The sequence below is a fragment of the Thiopseudomonas denitrificans genome (assembly GCF_002866065.1).
In the GTDB taxonomy this organism is placed as follows: Bacteria; Pseudomonadota; Gammaproteobacteria; order Pseudomonadales; family Pseudomonadaceae; genus Thiopseudomonas; species Thiopseudomonas denitrificans.
Window position 1 is genome coordinate 1 of the sequence record NZ_LNJZ01000005.1, and the last position, 23766, is coordinate 23766.

A 23766-nucleotide genomic window follows, 5' to 3' on the forward strand; every position below is an offset into this window, starting at 1 on the left:
GTGCGAATAAATTCGCACCTACATATGCTCTGCTCTATAAAGGGTCAGAGCGAGAGTATGACAACCTGCCCCAAACGTGTTATCCGCCAAGCTTAAAGCAAACAACCCCTATAGAGTTCTGTAGGGGTTGTTTGTTGGCTATGAAGAGCCCCTGTCTAGCGTTAGGGCCGCCAGACGCTGGCACGTCTACTGCTGCTTAATCGTTCCAGCGGTCTGGCGAGTAGGAGAATACAGGTAATGACCACTTCCATTTCAGGGCGGCCATGCGCATGCTCAAGCCGAATACAAACGAGATGAGCAGGTTAAGGTTCTCGTTGACTCCGAAGTAGATCAGGGCCAGGTAGAGGATGGCAACCAGGAAGGATACGCTGGCGTAAAGCTCGTGGCGCAATACCTGGGGCGTGCGGTTACACATGATGTCACGCAGGATACCGCCAAAGATGCCGGTGGTGATGCCGGCCATGATGACAACAGGTGTCTCATAGTCCAGGCGCAGGGCGACGTTGCAACCGATGATGGTGAAGGCGACCAGCCCCATGCCGTCAACCAGCAGGAACAGCCGGTTGAGCCGGCGCATGTATTTGGCGATGACGATGGTGAACAGCCCGGCACCGATGGTCATGTAGATATAGAGGGGATGTTGCGTCCAGGTGACCGGATAGTTGCCCAGCAGCATGTCGCGTACGGTTCCGCCGCCCAGGGCGGTCATGAAGGCGATCAGGGCAACGCCGAACAGGTCCATGTTGCGCCGTCCGGCAGCGAGTGCCCCGGACATGGCTTCAGCGGTAATCGCAATGACAAAGATATAGGTCAGCATCAGAAAGCACCTGCATTCTGTTAATGCCCCTCCCTCTGTCCTGTTACCTGAGAGTTTGTGCAGCGCTGCTGCTTGCCCCTTCGGTGGGTTGTCGATGCAACCGCTCTCCAGTTGGCGATAATGGATTGTGCAGTACTTGAGCCTGAGCGTTTATGGGAGTTTGCGCCTTCGGCGGGTATCTGGACCACTCTCCTGCACGCGGGCGATTATACTGTGTGCAGGGGTGGCTGACTAGCTGTACTTTATGCCGTACAGGCAGCCTTTTTCGTGACTCTGGTGGCCTGTGGGGTCAGCATAAAACTGATGTTTTACTATCGCAACGCCGGCCATGCTGCTAAAGTTTAGCGTCCAGGGAAGAGTGGCGTGGGCACCTTGCCGGCTGCGCTGCAACGACGGACATGACCGGGTCCGGTCCTGCCTGTATGATGTGCGCAACCTTCGTTTGCCAATTAACCAGTGCTTCCCTGAAAACAGCCGACAATATAGCGGGTACGGGCAATCCAGACCCCTGTCGCCTTGTCCTGTTTGTCTTTAGTTTAGAACGCACACCCAGGAAACCATCATGTCATACAGCCTCGATTCCTTCCTTCAACACATCAAACAGCGTGATCCCGAGCAGCCAGAATTCCACCAGGCTGTTGAAGAAGTGCTGCGTACACTGTGGCCATTTTTGCAGGAAAACCCCAAGTACGTGCAAAATGGCATCATTGAGCGCATGGTCGAGCCTGAACGCGTCATCCTGTTCCGTGTACCCTGGGTTGATGATGCGGGCAGGGTTCACGTCAATCGTGGCTACCGGATTCAAATGAGCAGCGCAATCGGCCCCTACAAGGGCGGTATCCGTTTCCACCCGTCGGTCAACCTTGGCGTGCTCAAGTTTCTCGCCTTTGAACAGGTATTCAAGAACTCCCTGACTTCGCTGCCTATGGGTGGCGGCAAGGGCGGGGCGGACTTCGACCCCAAGGGCAAGTCCGAGCAGGAAGTGATGCGCTTCTGCCAGTCCTTCATGAATGAGCTGTACCGTCATATCGGCCAGCATCTGGATGTGCCTGCCGGTGACATTGGTGTCGGCGCCCGCGAGGTGGGCTACATGTTTGGCCAGTACAAGCGGCTGGCCAATGAGTTCACCTCGGTGTTTACCGGCAAGGGCATGACCTATGGTGGCAGCCTGATCCGTCCTGAAGCCACTGGCTATGGCTGTGTGTATTTTGCCGAACAGATGCTGAAAAGCATCAAGCGCCGCTTTGAGGGCCAGCGTGTTGCCATTTCAGGCTCCGGCAACGTGGCGCAGTATGCGGCACAGAAAGTCACCGAGCTGGGCGGCAAGGTGGTGTCACTGTCGGATTCCGGCGGCACCCTGTACATGCCCGAGGGGTTGAATGGCGAGCACTGGGCCTATCTGATGGATCTGAAAACAGTGCGTCGCGGTCGCATCGAGGAAATGGCTCGTGAGTTTGGTGCACAGTTTTTCCCCGGGCAGCGACCATGGCACCTTGAGTGCGACATTGCCATGCCCTGTGCGACACAGAACGAGCTGAATGGCGATGATGCCCGCCAGTTGATCAAGAATGGCTGCGTGTGCGTGGCGGAAGGGGCGAACATGCCATCCACCCTTGAGGCGATCGATCTGTTCCAGGAAGCCGGTATCCTGTTTGCGCCGGGCAAGGCATCCAACGCCGGCGGTGTGGCCGTCAGTGGCCTGGAAATGACACAGAACGCCATGCGCCTGCTCTGGACCGATGGCGAGGTGGATGCCAAGTTGCACAGCATCATGCAGGGCATCCATGCGTCATGTGTCAACTACGGTACCGAAAACGGCAAGGTCAACTACGTCAAGGGGGCCAATATCGCAGGCTTCGTCAAGGTGGCGGATGCCATGCTGGCGCAGGGGATCGTCTAGTTCTGGCGTGAAACAGCTGGCTGTGCATACTCTGCGGTGATTGCGGAACGTATCGCACAAAGACGCCGCAAGCATATTGGTGCAGGTTCTTTGTCGCCAGGGCTCTGGCGACAAAGGTTTTGTACTGACATGCCCGTATCTTCCCAACAAATTGCGTGCTGTTGACGGGTTTTCTTCAGGCTGGTCGCTCGGTTGTCATGCCCCTGCCACAGCTGTACAACGTTGCTGCTGCAGGCTCCGTGCTGTTGGCAAAACATTCCTGAAGTATCTTGCAGCTGGCCACCTGGCGGCAGCTTCCCCCGCATTGCATTGGCCGGCACCAGCGGCGACAATGCACCACAACATGATCATGCGTGAGGGATGCCATTGCCTTGCACCCCTCCTTTCAACGATTACAAGGATTCCCCATGTCTGACTCCATGCTGCAGCAGCTGCGTTTACCGGCTGCCAGCCTGACACGCTCACTGCCTGAAGAAATGTTTCCGTTTGGCCGGACTGACGAACTTGAGCCGTTCAGCGGTGTGCTGGGGCAGACGCGGGCAGTCGAGGCGCTCGAGTTTGGTGTGGCGATGCCGCGTTCCGGTTATAACGTCTTTGTCATGGGTGAGCCGGGCTCTGGCCGTTTTTCCTATGTGCGCCGTTATCTGGACGAGGTGGCCCGGCAGGCGCATACGCCGTCCGACTGGCTGTATGTCAACCATTTTGACGAGCCGCGCGAACCCCATGCGATCGAGTTGCCGGCGGGTATGGGCAGTGAATTCTGCCGGGATATTTCCGGTCTGCTCGATACCATTCTCTCGGCGTTTCCTGCCGTGTTTGAAACACCCAGCTGGCAGCAGAAAAAAAGCGCCATTGATCGCGCTTTCAACAAGAAGTATGACAAGGCGCTCGACCGTATCGAGAAGCTGGCGCTGGAAAAGAACATCGCGCTCTATCGTGACAGCAGCAATATCGCCTTTACGCCGATGTTCGAGGGGAGGGCGCTGGATGAGGCCGAGTTTGCCCAGCGGCCGGAAAGCGAGCGCGAGCAGTTTCATGCCGATATCGCCTGGCTGGAAGAGCAGCTGAACACCGAACTGTCCAGCCTGCCGTTGTGGAAGCGTGAATCGAGCAACGAGCTGCGTCGGCTCAACGAGGAAACCATCAGCCTGGCGCTGGAATCGAGCATGGCGGTACTGGCTGCCAAATATGGCGATTATCCCAGTGTGCAGGCCTACTTGCAGGCCATGCAGGGTAACCTGCTGAAAACCGTGGTTGAGCAACTGGTTGACGAGGAGCACAGCGACAGTGTCCGGCGCAAGTTGCTGGAAGAACAGTACAGCCCTAACGTGGTGATGGGGCACAGCCACAATGGCGGTGCGCCGGTGGTGTTCGAGCCGCATCCGACCTATGACAACCTGTTCGGACGTATCGAATACAGCTCTGACCAGGGCATGCTGTATACCAGCTACCGGCAGCTGCGGCCGGGTGCACTGCACCGGGCCAATGGCGGTTACCTGATCCTGGAAGCGGAAAAGCTGTTGCCGGAACCCTTTGTCTGGGAAGCATTGAAACGTGCCCTGCACTCCAGGCAGCTGAAAATGGAGTCACCGCTGCTGGAGCTGACCCGCATGGCTGCCGTGACCCTGACACCGCAGGTGATTCCGCTGCAGGTCAAGGTGATCGTGATCGGATCACGCGACCTCTATTACGCCTTGCAGGAGCTGGATCCGGATTTTCAGGACATGTTCCGTGTGCTGGTGGATTTCGAGGAGGATCTGCCGCTGGAGCAGGACAGCCTGCTGCAATTTGCACAGCTGGTGCGCAACCGTACCAGCGAGGAGGGCATGGCCCCGCTGACCCGTTGTGCCGTGCAGCGGCTGGCCCGCTACAGCATGCGTCTGTCGGAACACCAGGAACGCCTGTCGGCACATCTGTCGGAGCTGTTCCAGGTGGTCAGTGAGGCGGACTTCCTGCGTGGCAAGCACCAGGACCAGTGGACCGATGCGAGCCATGTGGAGCAGGCCATCAATGCCAGAATGCGGCGCACCGGCCGGGTTTCGCGCCGCATTCTGGATGACATGCTGGACGGGGTGATCCTGATTGATACCGGGGGAGCAACCATCGGCAAATGCAACGGGCTGACCGTCCTGCAGGCCGGCGACTCGGTATTCGGGGTGCCGGCGCGGATTTCCGCCACCGTGCACCCGGGCAGCAACGGCATTGTGGATATCGAGCGCGAGGTGACGCTTGGCCAGCCGATCCACTCCAAGGGCGTGATGATTCTGACCGGGTATCTGGGCAGCCATTATGCGCAGGAATATCCGTTGGCGATTTCGGCCAGCATTGCCCTGGAGCAGTCCTATGGCTATGTTGACGGCGACAGTGCCTCGCTGGGCGAGATCTGTGCGCTGATTTCCGCATTGGCGCGGGTGCCGCTCAAGCAGTGTTTTGCCATTACCGGCTCGATTAACCAGTTTGGCGAGGTTCAGGCCATCGGTGGTGTCAACGAGAAGATTGAGGGCTTTTTCAAGCTGTGCCGCGAGCGTGGCCTGACCGGCGAGCAGGGGGTGATAGTACCCCGCGCCAACCAGAAGAACCTGCTGCTCAGTGACGAAGTGATCGCCGCAGTGGATGCCGGGCAGTTTTCGGTTTATGTGGTCGATCATGTCGAACAGGCGCTGGCCCTGCTCAGTGGCCAGCAACCGGGGCAGGCTGACGAGGAAGGACACTTCCCCGATGACAGCATCAATGGCAAGGTGGTCGCACGCCTGAAAACCATCTCCGAGCTGGGTGCGGAGCGGGAAGAAGACAAGGGGCAGGAACCGGAAACCGCCGTATCTGCAGAAACGCCGGCGCCATGACAGGGGTTGCGTCCGGCGTCTGTACTGCCTTGGCACCTGTCCGGCAGCCGGTAGAGGGGCATTTGGTAGTGTCCGGAAATTTATTTGGCCGATGCCGAAAAAAAATTTGAACAAAGGGCCCGCTTGGCTTTAAAGTTACCGGCGGCTTTTCAGCCCCCTTCAGGGATGATGGCGTCAATCAACACAGGCACACAAGGTTAGGTAAATATGTCAACCACATCGTTTCGTTCAGAGCACGACCTGCTGGGCTCACTGCCCGTTCCCAAGGATGCCTATTATGGCATCCAGACATTGCGGGCGATGCACAACTTCAATCTTAGCGGTGTGCCCCTCTCCCATTACCCCGACTTTGTCAGTGCGCTGGCCATGGTCAAGCAGGCGGCGGCCGATGCCAACCACCAGCTGGGTTATCTGAGTGAAGAGAAACATGCAGCCATCACCGATGCCTGCCACAAGATCATCCAGGGTCATCACCATGACCAGTTCATCGTCGACATGATCCAGGGCGGAGCCGGTACCTCCACCAACATGAACGCCAACGAGGTGATTGCCAACCTGGCGCTGGAGCACATGGGCAAGGAAAAGGGCGAGTACGAGTTCCTGCATCCGAACAATGACGTCAACATGGCGCAGTCTACCAACGACGCCTACCCGACCGCCATTCGTGTCGGCCTGATGCTGGGCCATCACGAGCTGCTGCTGAGCCTGGACCGCCTGATCAAGGCGTTCGAGCAAAAGGGCGACGAGTTTTCCGGCGTGCTGAAGATGGGCCGCACCCAGTTGCAGGATGCGGTGCCCATGACCCTGGGCCAGGAATTCAAGGCGTTTGCCCACAACCTGAGCGAAGATCTCGGCCGTTTCCGTACCCTGGCACAGGACCTGTTTTGTCTGGTCAACCTGGGTGGTACTGCGATCGGTACCGGCATCAACGCCGACCCGCGTTACCAGGGGCTGGCGGTCGAGCGTCTGGCGGTGATCAGCGGCCATCCGATCAAGCCGGCACCCAACCTGATCGAAGCCACCTACGACATGGGGGCTTTTGTGTTGTTCTCCGGCATGCTCAAGCGTACCGCGACCAAGCTGTCGAAGATCTGTAACGACCTGCGCCTGCTGTCCAGCGGCCCGCGCACCGGCATCAACGAGATCAACCTGCCGGCCCGTCAGCCGGGCAGCTCGATCATGCCCGGCAAGGTCAACCCGGTGATCCCCGAAGCGGTCAACATGGTCGCTTTTGACGTGATCGGCAACGATCTGGCGCTGACCATGGCGGCTGAAGCCGGTCAGCTGCAACTCAACGTGATGGAGCCGCTGGTTGCGTGGAAAATGTTCGATTCGATCCGCCTGCTGCGCCGCGCCATGGACATGCTGCGCGAGCACTGCATTGAGGGCATCACCGCCAACGAGCAGCACTGTCGCGAGCTGATGGAGCGCTCCATCGGTCTGGTCACCGCGCTGAACCCCTACATCGGCTATGAAAACTCCTCCCGTATTGCCAAACAGGCGCTGGCCACCGGCCGCAGCGTGCTGGAACTGGTGCGGGAAGAGTGCCTGCTGGAAGAGGAAATGCTGCTCGACATCCTCAAACCCGAGCACATGATCGCGCCACGCCTGGTTCCGCTGAAAGGCTGAGTCAGATTCTGCTGCGAGCAAAGCCGGCCCCTGTGGCCGGCTTTGTTGTTTCCGGAGGTATGCCTTGATACCCGCCGGCACTGATCAAAGCAGGGGATGGATCAATATTGAATACCTGTAATTCTGCTACACTCTACAACATTGTTAGTTGTTTGGTGCGTGGCACGGAGGGGCTGCATGTTGCTGGCTGCTGATATTGGTGGAACCTGGGCGCGACTGCAGGCGCTGGAAGACGGGCAGCCGCTTGTCAGTGAGACCTTTGCCAGTGGCGATTTTGCCACGCTGGCCGATGTGATCAATCACTTTCGGCAACGGCACGGCTTGCCGGATTTTGTCGCTGCCTGCCTGGGCTTGCCCGGGCCGGTTGCTGGTCGCCGGGTGGCCCTGACCAACCTGCCCTGGCAGGTGGATGCCGACGAGCTGGAAAGCACCTGCCGCATCGGGCGGGTGCAGCTGGTCAATGACTTTCAGGCGGCAGCGTGCGGGGTCGATGCGCTCACGGCGGATCAGCTGCTGGTGCTCAACCCTGGCCAGCCGGACCTGCAGGGGCCCAGGCTGGTTGCAGGCGCCGGTACCGGGCTGGGGGTGGCACCGGTGTTTTTCTGCCAGGGACGTCATGTTCCTCTGGCCTGTGAGGGCGGCCACATGGATTTCGCACCAGCCGATGACATTCAGCAAGACTTGCAACGCTGGTTGTGGCAACAATGGGAGCACGTGTCCTGCGAGCGGCTCCTGTCCGGTCCCGGGCTGGAGTTGCTGTATGGGTTCTTTTCCGGGGTGCCGCATCCGGAGCAGGCGGGGCAGATAGCAGCGGCCGATATTACCGCCCGTGCCGAAGCCGGCGAGACGGTTGCCTGCCAGACACTGGCAACTTTTGTCGCCATGTATGGCAGCTATCTGGGCAATCTGGCGCTGTTGTGGCCGGCACGGGCCGGAATCTACATTGTGGGCGGTGTCGCGCTGCATATCCGCCACTGGTTGCAGCAGCCGGCCTTCTTGCAGGCCATGCAGGCCAAGGGGCGGATGCATGAGCTGGTGGCCGGCCTGCCGGTATATCTGGTGACAGCCCCGCAGCCCGGGCTGCGGGGCGCGGCACTGATGGTGCGACAACTTGTTAATTCATAGGCTGGAGGGCGGTAACGATGGATGATTTCACCCAGATCAAGTCGGTCAGCGGGCTGACACGCAGTACTCTGGCGCTGGTGCTGGCTGGCGGCGAGGGCAGTCGCCTGCGCGCGCTGACCCAGTGGCGGGCCAAGCCGGCCGTGCCCTTTGGCGGCAAATACCGCATCATCGACTTTGTCCTGTCCAACTGTGTCAATTCCGGCATCCGCCAGATTGGTGTGCTGACCCAGTACAAGTCGCATTCGCTGATCCGGCATGTGCAGCGGGCCTGGAACTTCATGCGCTACGAAATTGGCGAGTTCGTCGAACTGCTGCCGGCTCAGCAGCGCATCGACAAGGGCTGGTACCGGGGCACGGCTGATGCCCTGTACCAGAACCTGGACATCTTGCGCCGTTACAGCCCGGACTATGTACTGGTGCTGGGTGGCGACCATATCTACACCATGGATTACAGCCAGATGCTGATCGAACATGTCCGCCGCTGTGCGGATGTGACCATTGGCTGCATCGAGGTGCCGGTGGCGGAAGCACGCGGCTTCGGCGTGATGTCGGTCAATGAACAGATGCGGGTTGAGCGCTTCACCGAAAAACCTGCCAGCCCCGAGAGCATTCCCGGCAAGCCGGGTGTGGCACTGGCATCGATGGGAATTTACATCTTTTCCACCGAGTTCCTGTTCCAGAAGCTGATCGAGGACCACGACAATCCCAGATCCAGCAACGACTTCGGCAAGGACATCATTCCGTCGATCATCAACAGTCACCATGTACTGGCCTATCCGTTCCAGAATGATCAGGGCGAGCCGGCCTACTGGCGTGATGTCGGTACGCTGGAGTCTTACTGGCAGGCCAATATGGACCTCTGTTCAATCGTCCCCGAGCTGAACCTGTATGACCGCAGCTGGCCGGTCTGGACCTACCAGGCGCAAATGCCGCCGGCCAAGTTCACCTTTGATGACGAGGGCCGCCGCGGGCAGGCGATCGACTCCATGGTATCGGCTGGCTGTATCGTCTCGGGTGCCAGGATCAAGCGCTCGGTGGTGTCCAGCGGCTGCAACCTGCACAGCTATTCGGAAATCAAGGATTCGGTGTTGCTGCCCAATGTGGATGTGGGCCGGCATTGCTCGATCAACCGGGCAATCATCGACAAGGGCTGCATCATTCCGCCCGGTACCCGTATCGGGCATGACCCGGTCGAAGACCGCAAGCGCTTCCATGTCGATGATGACAGCGGGCTGGTGCTGGTCACCCCGGACATGCTTGGGCAGTCGCTGCACTTTACCCGTTAGGGCTGTGCCTTTGTGGCCATGCTGCCGGCCCGGCAGCTTCCTTGTACAGCATGGTGTTCGGATGCGAAAAGCATTGGTGTCAGCACATGTCCGGGAGCGGCAGGGCAGGTATAATTGAGCGGTCATTATCTGACGCCCTGATTGATATTTGTTTTGAAGGTATTGCTGTGACACATGCAGACAAGTTGAAAGTTGTGCTGTGCTGGCATATGCACCAGCCGCATTATCGGGATGGAAAGGACGGGCAGTACCGTTTGCCTTGGGTCTATCTGCATGCGATCAAGGATTACACCGACATGGCAGCCCACCTGGAGGCCATGCCGGAGGCGCGGGTGGTGGTGAACTTTGCCCCCGTGCTGCTCGAGCAGCTGGACGACTATGCACGGCAGACCGGGGGCTGGCTTGAAGACGGGCAGCCGATGCAGGACGCCATGCTCAACATGCTGGCGGGCGTAGCGGCGTTTCCTGCTTGCCCGGACGAACGGGCCCGGCTGCTGCAGGACTGTCAGCGGGCGCACCACCCGACCATGATTGCCCCCTATGCAGAGTTTCAGGGGTTGCTGGATGTCTGTCAGCCGCTGTTGCATCATGCGGCGATGGCCGGGCAGGGCCTGATGTTCCTGAGCGAGCAGTTTTTCATCGACCTGCTGGTCTGGTATCACCTGGCCTGGATGGGCGTCAGCGTGCATCAGTCCGATCCCCGGGTCGGTATCCTGATGGACAAGGCACGGGGGTTTGAGCCGGCTGACCGGCGCATGCTGCTGCAGATCATCCATGATGCGGTGGCGGGCATCATTCCCAGGTACCGTGCCCTGTACGAACGGGGTCAGATCGAACTGTCGACCACGCCTTACGGGCATCCGATCGTGCCGCTGCTGCTGGATTTCGACAGCATGGCAGATGCCCAGCCTGACGCGCCGCGTCCGCACCACCCGGCCTATCCGGGCGGCAAGGAGCGGGCGCGCTGGCACATGGACCGGGGATTGCAGGTGTTTGACCACTACTTTGGCCACCGGCCGCGCGGCATCTGGTTGTCGGAAGGAGCGGTGAGTACCGCTGCGGTGCACCTGCTGGATGACTATGACATACAGTGGACCGCATCCGGGCAGGAAGTCTGGCACGACTCGTGCCTGCGTTCGGGCCTGAACGAGGTGAGGTCGTGCAACCGTGCGCTGTACCGGCCGGCGCAGCTGGAAGACAGCAACTGCAAGCTGTTTTTCCGCGATGACGGCCTGTCCGACCTGATCGGCTTCCAGTACAAGGACTGGCACGCCGATGATGCGGCACGGGACTTTTGCCAGCATGCCGAGAACATTGCCAACTTCCTCGGCGACCAGGCGGGCCAGCGGGTGGTCACGGTGATTCTCGATGGTGAAAATGCCTGGGAGTACTACCCGAAAAACGCGCATTATTTTCTGACTGCATTTTATCGTGCGTTGTCGCACCACCCACGGGTGGAAATGACCACCTTCAGTGATGCGCTGGCGCAGGGGGCCGAGCCGCTGCCGCTGTCCAGGCTGTCAGCCGGCAGCTGGGTGTATGGCTCTTTTTCCACCTGGATTGGCGAAAAGGACAAGAACCTCGGCTGGGACTTGCTGGTGGAAGCCCGGCAGGCCTTTGACCGGGTACTCGCCAGCGGCCGGCTGGGCCCGGTACAAAAGCAGGCAGTGGAAGCACAACTGGCCATCTGCGAGGGCTCGGACTGGTTCTGGTGGTTCGGTGATTACAATCCGGCCGAGTCCGTGCGTGATTTTGAGCTGCTGTACCGTCAGCACCTGGAAAAACTGTACGAGCTGCTGGGCGAGCCGGTGCCGCCGCGTCTGGCGCAACCGGTATCACATGGTGGCGGGCACATGGAGAACTCCGGCACCATGCGGCGCAATTTGTAGCAAGGCCGCCAGGGCCTGCTGTGGCCGGCCACATGACCAGCATCGCCCACGGGCGCTTTGCCATTTCACTGGCACTTGAGAAGGAGCAGCAAATTACATGGCAGAACGCGCCGCAGGGGTGCTCTTGCATCCGACGTCGTTACCCAACCGTGTGCTGGATGCACATGCCTGGCGATTCCTTGACTGGATGCAGGCGGCAGGCCTGTCGATCTGGCAGGTACTGCCGTTGACCGCGCCCCATGATGACCTGTCACCCTATCACAGCCTGTCGGCCTTTGCTCTGAACCCCCGGTTGCTGCCGCCGGACTGGGAGGCGCAGGTTGACCCGGAGGCCTTCAGACGCTATCTCGAACAGCCGCCGCACTGGCTCAATGATTACGCTTTGTTCATGGTGTTGCGCGAGCAGTTTGGCCACAGCCCCTGGTCGCAGTGGCCCGAACCGTACAAGCTGCGTAACCCGGTAGCGCTGGCACAGGTTGCTGACAGCAAGCTGGAGCAGATGTTGCAGCTGAAGAAGGCCCAGTTCCAGCTGCAAACGCTTTGGCAGCAGTTGCGCCGGGATGCGGCGGGCAGGGGGATCCGGCTGTTTGGCGACATGCCGATTTTTGTCGCCCATGACAGTGTTGAAGTCTGGGTGCAGCCGCAGCAGTTCCGGCTGGATGAAAACCTGGAGCCGGCGGTGGTGACCGGCGTGCCGCCGGACTATTTTTCCGCAACCGGACAGCGCTGGGGCAACCCCCACTATGACTGGGCGGCGATGGAACAGGACGGTTTCGGCTGGTGGTGCCGCCGTGTCGAAGCGGCTCTCGGATTGTTTGACCTGGTCCGCATCGACCACTTCCGTGGCCTTGAGGCCAGCTGGGAAATCGATGCCGGCGAGCCGACCGCGATCAACGGGCGCTGGCAGAAGGCTCCGGGAGAGCGCTTGCTTGGCCGCTTGCAACAGGTATTCGACCCGCTGCCGCTGGTGGCCGAGGACCTGGGCATCATCACTCCGGAAGTGGTGGCACTGAAAGAGCGGTTTGACCTGCCCGGCATGTCGGTGCTGCAATTCGGTTTCAGCGGCCTGCCGGACAATCCCCATTCGCCGGCCAGCCAGGTGGAAAACTCGGTGGTGTATACCGGCACCCATGATAACGATACCACCCTGGGCTGGCTGGATGATTTGCACCCCGGTACCCGTGACTGGATGCTGACGCAGGTGGCGCTCGGGGCCGGTGAAATGCCCTGGCCGCTGATCGTCACCGCCCTGGAATCGGTGGCGCAATGGGCCATCGTACCCATGCAGGACTGGCTGGCGCTGGATGGCAGCCACCGCATGAATGTTCCCGGCACCACCGAAGGCAACTGGGGCTGGCAGTTCCAGTGGGAGCAGGTGCCGGACGCGCTGGCGGAGCGCATCCGCCATGAGGTTGAACAAAGCAACCGCCTGATACAGGCAGGAGGCGAGCAATGCAGCAGGAACTGATTACCCGGCTGGAGCAGGGGCGCCTGCATGACCCCTTCCGGCTGCTTGGTGCCCATCCGTCCGGCAAAGGCCGGGTTATCCGTGTATGGATGCCGACGGCGCACCGGGTACGCCTTGAGGGACGGCTGCCGATGCAGCGCCAGACCGACAGCGGACTGTTTGTGCTGGAGCTGAGTGCCGCCGAATTCGAGGCGCTGCCGGTCCATTACGATGTGCACTGGGATGACCATGACGGCAACAGCTATAGCCAGGTTTCCCCTTACTCTTTTGATGTGTTGCTGGGCGAGCTGGACTTGCACCTGTTTGCCGAAGGCCAGCACTGGCAAATCTACGAGCACCTGGGGGCGCAGCAGAAAACCGTCAATGGCATCAGCGGTGTCCAGTTTGCTGTCTGGGCTCCTTCTGCCGAACGCATCTCGGTGGTTGGCGATTTCAATGGCTGGCACGGCTTCCGGCATCCGATGCGCAGCCGTGGCGGCTCCGGCGTCTGGGAGCTGTTCATTCCCGGCCTGCAGCAGGGTGACAACTACAAGTTTGAGATCCGCAATGCCCATAGCGGTGACGTATTTGGCAAGACCGATCCCTATGCCCGCTCCATGGAATTGCGCCCGCAAACTGCGTCCCGCGTGTTCGACAGCCAGTACCAGTGGCGTGACGGCGAGTGGTTGCAGCAGCGGGCGCAGTTCGCCTGGCACCGGGAGCCGGTCAGCATCTATGAGGTGCATCTGGGCTCCTGGCAGCGCAATGACGCTGGCGGCTTCCTCGATTACCGGGAAATCGCCCACCGGCTGGTCGAATATGTGAAGTGGATGGGGTATACCCATGTCGAGCTGCTGCCGGTCAGCGAGCACCCGCTGGACGAGTCATGGGGCTACCAGACCTCCGGTTACTATGCGCCGACCAGCCGTTTCGGCTCGCCGGATGATTTCCGCTATCTGGTCGATCACTGCCACTTGCATGGCATTGGCGTGTTTCTGGACTGGGTACCGGCGCACTTTCCCAGGGACTTCTTTGCACTGGCGCGTTTTGACGGTACCGCCCTGTACGAGCATGCTGATCCGCGTCTGGGCGAGCACCGTGACTGGGGTACCTACATTTTCAACTTCGGTCGTAACGAGGTGCGCAACTTCCTGATTGCCAATGCCCTGTACTGGCTGAAAGAGTTTCACATCGACGGCCTGCGCGTGGATGCCGTGGCGTCCATGCTGTATCTGGACTATTCGCGCAACGAAGGCGACTGGCTGCCCAACGAGCATGGCGGACGGGAAAACCTGGATGCCATCAGGTTCCTGCAGCAGCTCAATCACGAGGTGCACAGCCAGCACCCGGGTGCATTGGTCATGGCCGAAGAGTCGACTTCCTGGCCGATGGTATCGCGGCCGACCTGGATGGGCGGGCTGGGCTTTTCCATGAAGTGGAATATGGGCTGGATGAATGACACCCTCGACTACTTCAGCAAGGACCCGGTCTATCGACCGTTTCACCATAACCAGCTGACCTTCAGCCAGATGTATGCCTACAGCGAAAATTTCATTTTGCCGTTTTCCCACGATGAAGTGGTACACCTGAAGGGCTCGCTGTCCGGCAAGATGCCCGGTGATGACTGGCAGAAAATGGCCAACCTGCGTTTGCTGCTCAGTTACCAGTGGCTGCATCCGGGCAAGAAGCTGCTGTTCATGGGCTGTGACTTCGGCCAGTGGACCGAGTGGAATGACAGCACCGGGCTGCCCTGGCATCTGTGTGACGCCCCCAATCACCGTGGCGTGATGCAGCTGGTGCGTCAGCTCAACCGGCTGTATCGCAGCGAACCGGCCCTGCACCAGCGGGACTTCGAGCAGCAGGGCTTCAGCTGGATCGACTGCCATGATTACAACCAGTCGGTACTGAGCTTTGCCCGCCATGGTGATGAAGAAAGCCTGGTCTGCGTTTTCAACTTCACCCCGGTTCCGCGCCAGCGTTACCGTATCGGTTTGCCTGGCGATGGCGACTATGTCGAGGTGTTCAACTCCGACTCGGACTGGTACGGCGGCAGTAATCTGGGCAACCAGGGGGCACTCAGGGTTGATCCGCATCCCTGGATGGGCCAGCCGGTGTCTGCCAGCCTGACCTTGCCGCCGCTGGCCTGTGTGGTGTTCAAGCGAACACGGGCCGGGACGGAACAAGAGCAACCCGCACGAGTGAGCCGCTGATGAAAATACTGTTTGCAACCTCCGAGGCGCACCCGCTGGTCAAGACCGGCGGGCTGGCCGATGTCTCCGGTAGTCTGCCGGTGGCGCTGGCGCAACTGGGGCACGACGTCCGGCTGGTATTGCCGGCTTACCAGAGCGTGCTGGAGAAATATCCGGAACACGAGGTGCTGTCGCATTTCGCTGTCGGTGGTGCCGGCCGCATGCTGGGCGTGCGCGTACTGGCAGTGTGGGTGCCGGAGCTGGAGCGCAAGGTCTGGCTGCTGGATATTCCCGAGCTGTTCCGGCGCCCCGGCAACCCTTACCTGGCTGCCGACGGCAAGGACTGGTGGGATAACGGCGAGCGCTTCGGTACCTTTTCCCGTGCCGTCGCCGAGCTGGCGATGAACCGTGCCGGGCTCGACTGGCGGGCCGATGTGGTACATGCCAACGACTGGCAGACCGGGCTGGTGCCGGCATTCCTGCGTGAAGAATACCAGCCGCCGCGTACCCTGTTCACCATTCACAACATGGCTTATGCCGGTTTCTTTCCCAGGTCCCTGTTTGACAGCCTGTGGCTGCCCTGGCACTGGTGGAGCATTGAGGGTGTCGAGTTTTATGGCCAGCTGTCGATGCTCAAGGCCGGCATCCAGTATGCTGATGCCGTGACCACGGTCAGCCCTGGCTATGCCCGTGAAATCTGTACCGAAGCCTTTGCCTACGGCTTTGCCGGCATCATGCGGGAAACCCGCCGGCAGGGCCGTCTGCATGGCATTCTGAACGGTATCGACACCCGCTACTGGAACCCGGCGACTGATCCCTATTTGTTTGCAAACTACACGCTGGACGATGGCCTTGCTGCCGGCAAGCGGAGCAACCGCCAGGCATTGCTGCAACAGCTGGGCGCACCGGCCGCTACAGTGGCGGCGGACTTGCCGCTGCTGGGTTTCATCGGCCGGCTGGTGACCCAGAAGGGCGTCGACCTGATACTGGAAGTGCTGCCGTCACTGTTGCAACAGGGCCGCGTCAACCTTGTCTGTGTCGGCAGTGGTGATGCCGGCTTCGAGCAGGCGCTGCGCGAGCTGGCCGCCCGCTTTCCGGAGCACGCCTTTGTCCACATCGGCTATTCCGAGGAACTGGCGCATCAGGTTGAAGCCGGAGCGGATATTTTCCTGATGCCGTCACGTTTTGAGCCCTGCGGGCTGAACCAGCTGTACAGCCTGGCCTATGGCACGCTGCCGCTGGTCCATCACACTGGCGGGTTGGCTGATACGGTGGTCAATGCCAGCGACGAGAACCTGGCAGGCAAGACCGCTACCGGTTTCGTTTTTTATGACCAGAGTGCGCACGCCATGCGCTCGGCACTGGAGCATGCGCTGTATGTGTATTCCAGGCCGGGGTTGTGGCAACAGATGCAGCGCACGGCGATGGAGCAGTCTTTTTCCTGGGCGCAGAGCGCCCGGGCGTATGCAGATCTCTATACCAAGGAGCACTAAACAATGAAGCAGAACTTCGAAAGCAGGCTGCAGAATGACAAGGACAGTCTTGAGCAAGATTTCATCAATTATTTGCGTTACCACCTGGGCCGCGAACTGACCTCGGATGTCGACTACAAGATGCGCGCACTGATACTGGTGATCCGCGCCCGGCTGGTAGACAACTGGCGGCAGACCTGGGCCAGCTATCACAAGGCCCAGCCCAAGCGCGGTTACTACCTGTCGATGGAGTTCCTGATTGGTCGCACACTGGGCAACAACCTGCTCAACCTGGGGCTGGAAGAGGATGTCGCCGAAGCCTTGCAGGAGCTGGGCCAGGACCTTGAAGCCATTGAGGCCGTCGAGAGCGATGCCGGACTGGGCAATGGTGGCCTTGGGCGGCTGGCCGCCTGCTTCATCGACAGTTGTGCGACCCTGCAGTTGCCGGTCATGGGCTATGGCCTGCGTTATGAATACGGCATGTTCCGCCAGCTGATCCAGAACGGCTTCCAGGTGGAAGAGCCGGATCACTGGCTGGCGTTTGGCAGCTATCCGTGGGAGCTGAAACGCGCCGAATACACCAGAACTGTGCGTTTTGGCGGTTACTGCCGTGATTATGTGAACCCTGAGACGGGCGTGCACATCGTGCACTGGGAAGATGCCGAAGAAGTGCTGGCGGTGCCGTTTGACGTGCCGATTCCGGGCTACAAGAACCAGACCGTCAACACCCTGCGCCTGTGGCACGCCAAGGCCCAGGAAAGCTTCAAGCTCAATGCGTTCAATGCCGGCTCCTACTTCGAGGCGGTGGCCGCCAAGAACGAGGCGGAAAACATCACCATGGTGCTGTACCCCAACGACTCCAGCGAGAGCGGCAAGGAACTGCGCCTGCGCCAGCAGTACTTCCTGGTGTCAGCCAGCCTGCAGGATGTGCTGGCCAACTGGGAGCGCTTCAACGAAGGGTATGAGACGTTTGCCGAAAACAACGTGTTTCAGCTTAACGATACCCACCCGAGCCTGGCAGTGGCCGAGCTGATGCGCCTGCTGATCGATGAAAAACGCCTGCCCTGGGATGAGGCATGGAAGATCGTTACCGCCACCATGGCCTATACCAACCACACCCTGCTGCCCGAGGCGCTGGAAACCTGGCCGGGCGCATTGATGTGGCGACTGCTGCCGCGCCCGATGCAGATCATCGAGGAGATCAACCGGCGCTTCCTGGCCAAGGTGGCGATGAAATGGCCGGGTGACGTCGAGCGTCAGCAGCGGTTGTCCATCATTGGCGGACATGGCGAGGTGCGCATGGCGCATCTGGCGATCGTCGGCAGTTTCTCGGTCAACGGTGTTGCCGCGCTGCACTCGGAGCTGCTCAAGGACGGCCTGTTCAACGACTTCTATCAGCTGTGGCCGGAAAAGTTCAACAACAAGACCAATGGCGTCACCCCAAGACGCTGGATGGCGGCTGCCAACCCGGGGCTGCGTGCGCTGCTTGATGAAGTGCTCGGTGAGCAGTGGGTCACCGACCTGTCCAGGCTGTCGCAACTGGAAGGCTATCTGGACGATCCGGTTTTCCGCCAGACCTGGCGTGACATCAAGCTGGAAAACAAGCAGCGGCTGGCCGCCCTGATCGAACGCGAAACCGGTGTCCGTGTCAGCTCGAATGCGCTGTTTGATGTTCAGGTCAAGCGTATCCATGAATACAAACGCCAGTTGCTCAATGCGCTGCATGTGATTCATCTCTATGCCCGCATCAAGCGGGGCGACACCGCCAACTGGGTTGACCGCGTAGTGGTGTTTGGCGGCAAGGCCGCACCGGGCTACCACATGGCGAAAAAGATCATCAAGCTGATCAACAATATCGCCAGGGTGGTCAATGGCGACCCGGAAGTTGGCAACCGTCTGAAGGTGGTGTTCATCCCCAACTACAGCGTTTCCGCCATGGAGGTGATTGCGCCCGGTACCGATCTGTCAGAACAGGTCTCTACCGCGGGCAAGGAAGCATCAGGTACCGGCAACATGAAGTTCATGATGAACGGCGCCGTTACCATAGGTACGCTGGACGGTGCCAACGTGGAGATTCGCGAAGAGGTTGGCGAGGAAAACTTCTTCCTGTTCGGCCTGCATGCCGACGAGGTGCAGCAACTGGTGCCGCACTACAATCCGCAAGATTACATTGACCGTGACAGCGACCTGCAGGCTGTGATGCACCTGCTGGAGTCGGGGCATTTCAACCAGCACGAATACGGGCTGTTTGATGACCTGATTGCTGGCGTAAAAGCCTATGCAGATCCCTGGGTGACCCTGGCCGACTTCCGTAGCTATGTCGATGTTCAGGAGCAGGCGGCGCAGGCGTTTGCCGATGTCGAGGGCTGGACCACATTGAGCATTCTCAATACCGCACGCAGCGGCAAATTCTCGACGGACCGCACCATGCAGGACTACAACAACGATATCTGGCAGCTGCAAGCGGTTGAGGTCAGCTGATCAGGAAGAGAGGTAAAAAAACGGATGCCCGCGGGCATCCGTTTTTTGTTCAGTCGCTGTCGGTCTCCGGGTTGCCGTCAACCCAGAGCAGTGTGCCGCCGGCAATTGCCGCCGGCATGGCCAGCAGGTTGAACAGCGGAACCATGACGGCCAGATAGGTGATGCCGCCAAAGCTCAGGCTGGCCCAGCGGTGCTGGCGCAGCCAGTACAGCATGGCCGGCCAGCTGACCTTGTTGTTGTCGGCCGGATAGTCGATGTACTGCACGGCCATCATCCAGACGTTGAACAGCAGCCACAGCGGCGCGGCCACCAGGTTGACGCCAGGTATCAGCGAAAGGATCAGCAAGCCCAGCGCGCGCGGCAAGAAATAACCCAGCTTGCGCAGCTCACGCCACAGGGTGCGCGGTGCCATGGCGGCCAGTTCGGTCCAGCTGAAGGGCGGAAACGGGTCCTTGCCACGGGCAACGATCTCGACTTTTTCTGCCAGAAAGGCATTGAATGGAGAGGCGATCAGGTTGGCCAGGGTAGTGAAGGTGAAAAACACCATCAGTGCCACCAGTGCAACGAATAGCGGCCAGAGTACGTAGTTAAGGAATGACAGCCAGTCGGGCAGGTTCGGCACGAACGCCTCGACCCAGCCGTTGAAACGGCTGAAGGCAAACCAGAGCAGGCCGGTGAAGACCAGAATGTTGATCAGCAAGGGCAGGATGACAAAGCGGCGCAGGCCGGGTCGGCTGATCATCCTGAAACCGGCGGCCAGATAGTCGGGGCCGGAAAAAGCGTTGACGGACATGCAGGACCTTGAATGAAAAAAGCAGGATTCCCTGTCAGCGAAAAGGAAAAAAATTGCCGGTTAGTGTACTCTTGCCGCATGTTTTTTACAGCAACAGGCAGCAGGGAGGCTGCTGGTGAGACTGTGAATCCTTGCAAAAGTGCCCGCGCTGGCGGGCCCCATCCGGAGAACGTCCATGTCTGAAGTGCGTCATGCCAAAGTGCTGATTCTCGGTTCCGGCCCTGCCGGCTACAGTGCAGCTGTCTACACCGCCCGTGCCAACCTGAAGCCGCTGCTGATCACCGGCATGCAGAGCGGTGGCCAGCTGACCACCACCACCGATGTCGACAACTGGCCCGGTGGCCCCGAAGGGCTGACCGGTCCGGACCTGATGGCGCAGATGCAGGCCCATGCCGAGCGTTTCGATACCGAGATAGTGTTTGACCACATCCATACTGCCAAACTGCAGGAGCGCCCCTTCACCCTGATCGGTGACAGCGGTACCTACACCTGTGATGCACTGATCATCGCCACTGGTGCCAGCGCCCGCTATCTGGGATTGCCGTCTGAAGAGAGCTTCATGGGTCGTGGTGTTTCTGCCTGTGCCACCTGTGACGGCTTTTTCTACCGTGACAAGGAAGTGGTAGTGGTCGGTGGTGGCAACACTGCCGTTGAAGAGGCCATGTACCTGTCCAATATCGCCAGCAAGGTGATTCTGGTGCATCGCCGCGAGACCTTCCGCGCCGAGAAAATCCTGCAAGACAAGCTGCAGGCGCGGGTTGCCGAAGGCAAGATCGAGCTGGCGCTCAACGCCCAGCTGGACGAGGTGCTGGGTGATGCCATGGGCGTGACCGGAGTGCGCCTGCGCAACAACGACGGCAGCACCCGCGAACTGCAGGTTGAAGGTGTGTTCATTGCCATCGGCCATGACCCCAATACCGGCCTGTTCAAGGACCAGCTGGAGCTGAAGGATGGCTATCTGGTGGTCAATGGCGGCCGCGAGGGCAATGCCACCGCCACCAGCATCGAAGGTGTATTTGCTGCGGGTGACGTGGCCGATGATGTCTACCGCCAAGCCATCACCTCGGCTGGTGCCGGCTGCATGGCTGCACTGGATGTGGAGAAGTACCTGGAAGGGAAAGGCTAAGAGCGTTCCGGCGACCAGCCGCCTCTATCAAGATCAAGTGGTGGCTGGTTCGGCCGTTTCACCGGCCAGGTGACGTTCGTACTGGTAACGCCAGCGCACATAGAGCAGGGCGCTGGTGAACAGGGTTACGCTGATCAGCGTTTCCAGCATGCCCAGCCAGGCGCGGGCCGGGTCGATCCAGGCCAGTACGCCCTTGATGAAATACAGGTTCATCACGAAGCAGGCCCAGGCATGCACCCGGGCCGAGCCCAGCAGCATGCCGGGTGCCACCAGCAACAACGGAAACAGCTCGATGCCGCTGATGACCCAGGTACGGGCACCATGCAGGTCGGCAAAGAACTGGTTCCAGACCACCAGCAGAATGGCCAGCGCGGTCAGCAGAAACAGGCTGCACAGGTGCATCAGCCGCATGCGCGGCTGCAGCCACTCCGGTGACGGTAGCGGTTTGTTTTTCTTACGCGCCACGTGCCGGCTCCAGCTGGCTGGCAAGCTGTGCCAGGCGTTTACCCAGGGCCACGCATAGCTGCTTTTCATGTTCGTCCAGCACACGCTTGCTGTCGGCACCGGCCAGATGGCTCGGGCCGTAGGGCGTGCCGCCACCCTGGGTTTCGATCAGGGCGGTTTCGCTGTAGGGCAGGCCGCAGATCAGCATGCCGTGGTGCAGCAGCGGCATCATCATGGTCAGCAGGGTGGTTTCCTGGCCGCCGTGCAGGGATGAGGTCGAGGTGAATACCCCGGCCGGCTTGCCGATCAGCTCGCCGGTCAGCCACAGGTTGAGCGTGCCGTCGAGAAAGTACTTCATTGGAGCGGCCATGTTGCCAAAGCGGGTCGGACTGCCCAGTGCCAATGCGGCACAGTTCTTCAGGTCGTCCAGCGTGGCATAGACCGCGCCCTCTTCAGGTACCGCAGGAGCGGGTTCGCTGACCTCGGTGACCACTTTCGGCACCGTCCGTATGCGTGCTTCCAGGCCCTGCTGCTCGACGCCACGGGCAATCAGCCGGGCCATTTCCGCTGTGGCACCATGCAGGCTGTAATACAGCACCAGAACGTAGGGTGCACTCATGGCAGGATTTCCAGCAGCTTTTCGGTGGGGCGGCCGATCACGGCACGCTTTTCGTTGGTGAAGACCGGGCGCTGGATCAGGATTGGCTCGCGCACCATGGCATCCACCAGCTGCTCTTCAGTCAGGCCGGGGTTGTCCAGACCAAGGTTCTTGTAGGCTTCCTCGCCGGTGCGCATCAGCTCGCGTGCGCTCATGCCGAGCTTGTCTAGCAGGGTCTTGATCTCGATGGCGGTGGGCGGGGTGTCCAGATAGTTGACCACTTCCGGCTCGATGTTGTGCTGGGCCAGCAGTTCCAGTCCGTCGCGGGACTTGCTGCAGCGGCTGTTGTGGTAGTAGGTGTACTGGGTCATGGTGTGGCCTCCCTTGTTGGACATGGCAGGCATTCTAGCAGGTCTGGCCTGATTGCACTGCCTGCAGATGTGACCGGTTACGGCGTCAGCGCGCCGCTGTTCTGCAACGCGGCCAGCAGGCTGGCGCGGTCCTGTTCGCCGTTCAGCCGGGCGCTGTATTCGCCTGCCGGGTTGACCAGAAAGGTGACGGGAATGCCGGCCACTCCGGGCAGGCCGAGCTGTGCGATGGCGGCACTCGACAGGTGGGGGAAACCGATGTCGAGCTGGTGACCGGCTTCCAGTAGCGCGTCGCCTTCCAGGCGGTCAAAGTTGTAGCCCAGCACCATGATGTTGTGGTCGGCCAGCTCATGGTGCAGGGCATTCAGCTCGGGAATTTCGGCGCGGCAGGGTTTGCACCAGGTGGCCCAGTAATTGATCAGCAGCCATTTGCCGTCCGTGTCCAGGGGCTGACCGCTGCTGTCAGTCAGGGCGGGCGCGGATGCCTGCTGGCAGGCCGCCAGCAACCCGAAAACAGCCAGCAGGATACAGCGGGAAATGAGACAACGCATCAGCTGTCGCCGGCATGGCGCTGGCTATTGCGGTCAGCCAGGCGCGGGCCGGGGCAGTTGAGGAAGGACGAGGTTTGCAGCCACTGGGGGTCCGGGTACCAGGTAAAGACCAGCTGGCCGTCCTTGAGGGCATCCACCACGGTTTTGGTGATTTCCGGACGGACCGCCGGGCAACCCTGGCTGCGGCCGATGCGGCCCTGGCGAGGAATCCACTCGGGATTCACGTAGTCGGCACCATGGATGACAATGGCGCGCTCACGGGCGCGGTCATTGAAGCCCGGTTCCAGGCCGTCCATGCGCAAGGAGTAGCCATGCTTGCCGCTGTAGCTTTCGGCGCTGCGGAACAGGCCGATGCTGGACTGGTGGCTGCCATTGATATTGGAGAAGTTGCTGGCCAGGTTGTCGCCGGATTTGGCACCGTGCGCGACAAAATCATTGAGCAGCAGGGTGCGTTTTTTCAGATCGAAGATCCACAGGCGCTTTTCGCTGGAGGGCAGTGAAAAGTCGATCACGGCCAGACGCTCGGCGGCCTTGTTGCCCTGTTGCAGCGCGCACTGGACGGCATCAAGGGCGTGGCTGAGCACCTGCTGGTCGAGTTGTGGTGCGCTTTGCCGGAGGCTGTTGTGCAATGCTGCCGGAGTGGCCGCTTGCACGCTGTGAAAGGCCAAGCCGGCCAGGGTCAGGGAAAACAGGGACAGGGCGTGTTTGAACATCAATCGTAAACCTTGGCACCATGTGCCGCTCGGGGAGGGATGACGGGTATTGGTCGCCGCTGTGGCAGACCGTGCCGTTTTCACTATCTGCATCC

At 60.3% G+C, this 23766-nt stretch carries 18 protein-coding genes and 1 riboswitch; of the genes, 11 read left to right on the top strand and 7 right to left on the bottom strand.

Going from position 1 to position 23766, the window contains the following annotated elements; all coding sequences use genetic code 11:
* Window positions 1–196: 196 nt before the first annotated feature.
* On the bottom strand, window positions 197–817 hold the full coding sequence (locus tag AR306_RS03355) for a trimeric intracellular cation channel family protein (RefSeq protein ID WP_101496153.1): 621 nt from the start codon (window positions 815–817) through the stop codon (window positions 197–199).
* Between the two features lie 25 nt (window positions 818–842).
* A riboswitch (glycine riboswitch) is annotated at window positions 843–938 on the bottom strand.
* A gap of 441 nt (window positions 939–1379) precedes the next feature.
* Between AR306_RS03355 and gdhA the strand changes: the two genes are divergently transcribed.
* The 10 genes from gdhA (at window position 1380) to AR306_RS03405 (ending at window position 19078) form a co-directional block, all read left to right on the top strand.
* The gene (gene gdhA, locus AR306_RS03360) at window positions 1380–2717 is read left to right on the top strand and encodes an NADP-specific glutamate dehydrogenase (protein WP_101496154.1); all 1338 of its coding nucleotides are present in this window, start codon (window positions 1380–1382) and stop codon (window positions 2715–2717) included.
* 407 nt (window positions 2718–3124) lie between these two features.
* Window positions 3125–5560 (top strand): Lon protease family protein, encoded by a 2436-nt coding sequence (locus AR306_RS03365; RefSeq protein ID WP_101496155.1) that lies wholly within the window; start codon window positions 3125–3127, stop codon window positions 5558–5560.
* A gap of 207 nt (window positions 5561–5767) precedes the next feature.
* Window positions 5768–7189, top strand: a complete 1422-nt coding sequence (locus tag AR306_RS03370; RefSeq protein ID WP_101496156.1) for an aspartate ammonia-lyase — start codon at window positions 5768–5770, stop codon at window positions 7187–7189.
* Between the two features lie 177 nt (window positions 7190–7366).
* Complete coding sequence (gene glk / locus AR306_RS03375) at window positions 7367–8314, top strand: glucokinase (protein ID WP_101496157.1); 948 nt, start codon at window positions 7367–7369, stop codon at window positions 8312–8314.
* 17 nt (window positions 8315–8331) lie between these two features.
* On the top strand, window positions 8332–9600 hold the full coding sequence (gene glgC, locus AR306_RS03380) for a glucose-1-phosphate adenylyltransferase (protein WP_101496158.1): 1269 nt from the start codon (window positions 8332–8334) through the stop codon (window positions 9598–9600).
* 209 nt (window positions 9601–9809) lie between these two features.
* Entirely contained in the window at window positions 9810–11489 is a 1680-nt protein-coding gene (locus AR306_RS03385; protein WP_206167958.1) for a glycoside hydrolase family 57 protein, read from the top strand.
* A 97-nt stretch (window positions 11490–11586) separates the two neighbouring features.
* Window positions 11587–12957 carry a 4-alpha-glucanotransferase gene (gene malQ / locus AR306_RS03390; RefSeq protein ID WP_101496160.1) on the top strand — a complete coding sequence of 457 codons (1371 nt, stop codon included), beginning with the start codon at window positions 11587–11589 and terminating at the stop codon, window positions 12955–12957.
* Entirely contained in the window at window positions 12942–15146 is a 2205-nt protein-coding gene (gene glgB / locus AR306_RS03395) for a 1,4-alpha-glucan branching protein GlgB (RefSeq protein WP_101496161.1), read from the top strand. Before malQ ends, glgB begins: the two co-directional genes overlap by 16 nt.
* On the top strand, window positions 15146–16618 hold the full coding sequence (glgA, locus tag AR306_RS03400) for a glycogen synthase GlgA (protein WP_101496162.1): 1473 nt from the start codon (window positions 15146–15148) through the stop codon (window positions 16616–16618). Before glgB ends, glgA begins: the two co-directional genes overlap by 1 nt.
* 3 nt (window positions 16619–16621) lie before the next feature.
* Window positions 16622–19078 carry a glycogen/starch/alpha-glucan phosphorylase gene (locus tag AR306_RS03405; protein ID WP_101496163.1) on the top strand — a complete coding sequence of 819 codons (2457 nt, stop codon included), beginning with the start codon at window positions 16622–16624 and terminating at the stop codon, window positions 19076–19078.
* 49 nt (window positions 19079–19127) lie between these two features.
* Here AR306_RS03405 and cysZ read toward each other — a convergent pair whose 3' ends face one another.
* The gene (cysZ, locus tag AR306_RS03410; protein WP_101496164.1) at window positions 19128–19871 is read right to left on the bottom strand and encodes a sulfate transporter CysZ; all 744 of its coding nucleotides are present in this window, start codon (window positions 19869–19871) and stop codon (window positions 19128–19130) included.
* Window positions 19872–20046: 175 nt separating this feature from the next.
* Here cysZ and trxB point away from each other — a divergent pair, with 175 nt between their 5' ends.
* Complete coding sequence (trxB, locus tag AR306_RS03415; protein ID WP_101496165.1) at window positions 20047–20997, top strand: thioredoxin-disulfide reductase; 951 nt, start codon at window positions 20047–20049, stop codon at window positions 20995–20997.
* A 33-nt stretch (window positions 20998–21030) separates the two neighbouring features.
* Here the strand turns inward: trxB and AR306_RS03420 are convergent, their stop codons facing one another.
* The 5 genes from AR306_RS03420 to AR306_RS03440 all read right to left on the bottom strand — a co-directional run bounded on the left by AR306_RS03420 (window position 21031) and on the right by AR306_RS03440 (window position 23671).
* Window positions 21031–21408, bottom strand: a complete 378-nt coding sequence (locus tag AR306_RS03420; protein WP_240622483.1) for a DUF2069 domain-containing protein — start codon at window positions 21406–21408, stop codon at window positions 21031–21033.
* Between the two features lie 43 nt (window positions 21409–21451).
* Window positions 21452–22060: an NAD(P)H:quinone oxidoreductase gene (gene wrbA / locus AR306_RS03425; RefSeq protein WP_101496167.1), complete on the bottom strand. Its 609-nt coding sequence runs from the start codon at window positions 22058–22060 to the stop codon at window positions 21452–21454.
* The gene (arsC, locus tag AR306_RS03430) at window positions 22057–22410 is read right to left on the bottom strand and encodes an arsenate reductase (glutaredoxin) (RefSeq protein ID WP_101496484.1); all 354 of its coding nucleotides are present in this window, start codon (window positions 22408–22410) and stop codon (window positions 22057–22059) included. Before arsC ends, wrbA begins: the two co-directional genes overlap by 4 nt.
* Before the next feature lie 77 nt (window positions 22411–22487).
* Window positions 22488–22958 (bottom strand): TlpA family protein disulfide reductase, encoded by a 471-nt coding sequence (locus AR306_RS03435; RefSeq protein WP_101496168.1) that lies wholly within the window; start codon window positions 22956–22958, stop codon window positions 22488–22490.
* Window positions 22958–23671 (bottom strand): murein L,D-transpeptidase catalytic domain family protein, encoded by a 714-nt coding sequence (locus AR306_RS03440; RefSeq protein ID WP_101496169.1) that lies wholly within the window; start codon window positions 23669–23671, stop codon window positions 22958–22960. Before AR306_RS03440 ends, AR306_RS03435 begins: the two co-directional genes overlap by 1 nt.
* Window positions 23672–23766 lie beyond the last annotated feature (95 nt).

What these genes read in the sequence shown, in the direction of transcription:
- AR306_RS03355 (WP_101496153.1), bottom strand. Translation starts at nt 817, where the DNA reads ATGCTGACCTATATCTTTGTCATTGCGATTACCGCTGAAGCCATGTCC.
- gdhA (WP_101496154.1), top strand. Translation starts at nt 1,380, where the DNA reads ATGTCATACAGCCTCGATTCCTTCCTTCAACACATCAAACAGCGTGAT.
- AR306_RS03365 (WP_101496155.1), top strand. Translation starts at nt 3,125, where the DNA reads ATGTCTGACTCCATGCTGCAGCAGCTGCGTTTACCGGCTGCCAGCCTG.
- AR306_RS03370 (WP_101496156.1), top strand. Translation starts at nt 5,768, where the DNA reads ATGTCAACCACATCGTTTCGTTCAGAGCACGACCTGCTGGGCTCACTG.
- glk (WP_101496157.1), top strand. Translation starts at nt 7,367, where the DNA reads ATGTTGCTGGCTGCTGATATTGGTGGAACCTGGGCGCGACTGCAGGCG.
- glgC (WP_101496158.1), top strand. Translation starts at nt 8,332, where the DNA reads ATGGATGATTTCACCCAGATCAAGTCGGTCAGCGGGCTGACACGCAGT.
- AR306_RS03385 (WP_206167958.1), top strand. Translation starts at nt 9,810, where the DNA reads ATGCACCAGCCGCATTATCGGGATGGAAAGGACGGGCAGTACCGTTTG.
- malQ (WP_101496160.1), top strand. Translation starts at nt 11,587, where the DNA reads ATGGCAGAACGCGCCGCAGGGGTGCTCTTGCATCCGACGTCGTTACCC.
- glgB (WP_101496161.1), top strand. Translation starts at nt 12,942, where the DNA reads ATGCAGCAGGAACTGATTACCCGGCTGGAGCAGGGGCGCCTGCATGAC.
- glgA (WP_101496162.1), top strand. Translation starts at nt 15,146, where the DNA reads ATGAAAATACTGTTTGCAACCTCCGAGGCGCACCCGCTGGTCAAGACC.
- AR306_RS03405 (WP_101496163.1), top strand. Translation starts at nt 16,622, where the DNA reads ATGAAGCAGAACTTCGAAAGCAGGCTGCAGAATGACAAGGACAGTCTT.
- cysZ (WP_101496164.1), bottom strand. Translation starts at nt 19,871, where the DNA reads ATGTCCGTCAACGCTTTTTCCGGCCCCGACTATCTGGCCGCCGGTTTC.
- trxB (WP_101496165.1), top strand. Translation starts at nt 20,047, where the DNA reads ATGTCTGAAGTGCGTCATGCCAAAGTGCTGATTCTCGGTTCCGGCCCT.
- AR306_RS03420 (WP_240622483.1), bottom strand. Translation starts at nt 21,408, where the DNA reads ATGCGGCTGATGCACCTGTGCAGCCTGTTTCTGCTGACCGCGCTGGCC.
- wrbA (WP_101496167.1), bottom strand. Translation starts at nt 22,060, where the DNA reads ATGAGTGCACCCTACGTTCTGGTGCTGTATTACAGCCTGCATGGTGCC.
- arsC (WP_101496484.1), bottom strand. Translation starts at nt 22,410, where the DNA reads ATGACCCAGTACACCTACTACCACAACAGCCGCTGCAGCAAGTCCCGC.
- AR306_RS03435 (WP_101496168.1), bottom strand. Translation starts at nt 22,958, where the DNA reads ATGCGTTGTCTCATTTCCCGCTGTATCCTGCTGGCTGTTTTCGGGTTG.
- AR306_RS03440 (WP_101496169.1), bottom strand. Translation starts at nt 23,671, where the DNA reads ATGTTCAAACACGCCCTGTCCCTGTTTTCCCTGACCCTGGCCGGCTTG.